The following is a 2,553-nucleotide window of genomic DNA, read 5'->3' as shown; positions in this document are numbered from 1 at the left end:
ATAAATTCCGGATGTTCTTCGCACTGTTCAATTGTAAAATTATTAGAAGGTTCAACCTGCATTGGTTTTGTTGCTACAGGAAGAATTACATATTTGGTTACGTTGATTTTTGAACCGCTTTCAATAAGTTCTTCCGGACTTCCATGATACTTCATTGGATAGTTATAAAAATCGCCGACGCTCTTAGAAGCCTTTTCAGCGATTTTTGCAGGATATATGTGACAGTGGAAATCTATAATCATAATGGGAAAAGAATACAGTTTTAGTAAAATTTAGTCAAATTTAATTACTTAAGTATTCATTAAATTCCGGATATTCCTCTACAAAAGCACGTGCTGCTTCGGGATAGCTAGCCCAGGTTGAATAGAATAAGGCTGTCATTCCAGGAATTAAAGAAAGATCGGTAACATTTAAGTATTCGTATTTAATATCGTTTTCATCAAAGAATTCGCTGGTGCTTTCTACATTGTTATAAAGAACATAGCCAATAAAAGTTGAACAGACAAAGTTATTGTCATAATCATCTTCGTCTTCTTTATCAACTTTTTTGTTTTTTGCACTTTTTGGATAGATTATTGTACCAAACTGCTGATGATCTTTTGAAGTAAAAAACTTTTTTCCAATGGTGAAAAATGCGATTTTGAAGTTTAAGCCTGAAGCGTATTTAATGTCTGTACCTTCTGCATAGCGTTCTACAAAGGCTTTTGTGTTTTCGTATTCTTCTGCAGTAACTTTTAAGGCATAAGTAATCTGTTCAGATCTTTCAGGGTCGCAGTGTTTCATGTATTTGTTATTTAGAGGAACAGCGCATTCTTCTTCGGCAAGCTGATGTTTTCCACCAAGGGTAAGGCCATAATAATTGTCATCAAGTGTAAAATTAATTGAAGCATGGCTGAGGTCTGGAACATCATCAGTTTTAGTAGCTTTCAGACCGTTTTTAAGAATATTTGCGATATATAAAGGATTAGAATATTCAGGATTATAAAGACGGAAGAAAAGATATTTGTAGTTGCCTTCAATTTCCGGGAAGACAACATCTTCAGAAAGAACATAAGTTGCCTCTTCCGGAGCTTCTGGAGCAAAGGCTTCTTTTACAACCTGAGTAGTTTTACAGCTCTGAAAGAAAAGACCTGCAGAGACAAAGAGAATTAAAATGTAATTTTTGTTGAGTTTGATTCTTGAGTTTTGTTTAAACATTGATTTCCAGCTTTTTGCCTGTCGGCTGATACTGGTAATAACGTACACCGGCAGCATTCATTAATTTTTTTGAAGCTTCAACAGAAGGTGTTCCGTCATATTTATTCTCCGCATAAACAACAGTTTTAATTCCAGACTGGATGATTGCTTTTGCACACTCGTTGCATGGAAAGAGGGTTACGTAGATTTTACATCCTTCGAGTGAACCGCCACGATAATTAAGAATTGCGTTTAATTCGCTATGTGTAACGTAAGCATATTTAGTATCAAGAGGGTCACCTTCACGAGCCCATGGAAAATCATCATCTGAACAGCCGCGTGGAAAGCCGTTATAGCCCATGGAAAGAATTTTATTATCCTGGCCTACAATACAGGCACCTACTTGTGAATTAGGGTCTTTTGAACGAAAACTTGCAAGTTTTGCAACACCCATAAAGTATTCATCCCAAGAGATGTAATCTGAGCGTTTCTGAATAATCTGTCCCATGATTTTCCTCGTTTGATTATTTTTATATTATTTCAAAAAATGAAAAAAAACACAATTAGTATGAATTAACCTGTTTACAATACATTTTCAAAGTTCCCATTATAGATTGAAAATAGTACTGCAGCCGCATCATTAATTTTTGTTCCGAAGAATGAAAACTTATGGCCGTGGCTTTTTGCTTCTTTTGCTGCAAAACTGATTGCATCATAAGTTGCAAGAATTGGTTTATGGTACTGTTTTGTTTTTGATTCAGTATTAACTGCAATATCAATATCTTTTGATAAAGAGATTTCTGTCATTCGGTCGCTGTTTCCGCCGGTACCAATTACAATGTCACCATAGTGAACGCCAATTCCAATTTGAATTTGAGGCATTCCGCGGCTGGCAAATTCCTGGCGGAGTTCATTCATCTGTTCCTGCATTTCAATTGCGCAGTTTAGAGCAGATTCAGCACTGTTTGGGAAAATGGCGATAATTCCATCACCAAGGTATTTTTCAATAATTCCGTTGTATTTTCTGATTAGCGGAGCCACACGACGTAAATAAGAATTGAGCATATCAAAAACCTGAATTGGAACCAGTTTTTCTGAGGTAGAAGTGAAGTTTCTGATATCTGCAGAAAGAACAGCTGCCTTTGAGATTTTGTATTCTCCGAGGGTAATTTCCGTAATATCTTTTTTGCAGAGAAGCTCAAGGAATTCTTTTGGTACAAAGCGATAATAGGCCTGGTTAGTTTCCTGAAGATAATTCTTTAATTCAAAAACCTTCATATAGTTTTTATTTTGAATATAGGCAAGAAGAACAATCTGAAGGAAGGCAAACAGTACAAAAGCCGGGAAAAGAAGGTTCATTCCAATCAATGCTTTTAC

Annotated in this window: 3 protein-coding genes and 1 pseudogene; all 4 read right to left on the bottom strand. The window is 35.8% G+C overall.

What is annotated here, in order from left to right; genetic code table 11:
- Positions 1-242, bottom strand: a pseudogene (locus K6D58_RS03205) (amidohydrolase family protein); the annotation flags it as partial.
- Positions 243-282: 40 nt separating this feature from the next.
- Positions 283-1,254 carry a hypothetical protein gene (locus tag K6D58_RS03200; protein WP_296827523.1) on the bottom strand — a complete coding sequence of 324 codons (972 nt, stop codon included), beginning with the start codon at positions 1,252-1,254 and terminating at the stop codon, positions 283-285.
- Positions 1,190-1,684 (bottom strand): deoxycytidylate deaminase, encoded by a 495-nt coding sequence (locus K6D58_RS03195; protein WP_296827520.1) that lies wholly within the window; start codon positions 1,682-1,684, stop codon positions 1,190-1,192. Before K6D58_RS03195 ends, K6D58_RS03200 begins: the two co-directional genes overlap by 65 nt.
- A 74-nt stretch (positions 1,685-1,758) precedes the next feature.
- The coding region (locus tag K6D58_RS03190; protein WP_296827518.1) for an adenylate/guanylate cyclase domain-containing protein at positions 1,759-2,553 on the bottom strand (795 nt) is incomplete at its 5' end.

This window comes from Treponema sp. (genome assembly GCF_024696245.1).
Taxonomy (GTDB): Bacteria; Spirochaetota; Spirochaetia; order Treponematales; family Treponemataceae; genus Treponema_D.
The sequence above is the reverse complement of the archived record's forward strand: the minus strand, read 5'-3'. Positions and strand labels throughout refer to the sequence as shown.

What these genes read in the sequence shown, in the direction of transcription:
- K6D58_RS03195 (WP_296827520.1), bottom strand. Translation starts at nt 1,684, where the DNA reads ATGGGACAGATTATTCAGAAACGCTCAGATTACATCTCTTGGGATGAA.
- K6D58_RS03200 (WP_296827523.1), bottom strand. Translation starts at nt 1,254, where the DNA reads ATGCTGCCGGTGTACGTTATTACCAGTATCAGCCGACAGGCAAAAAGC.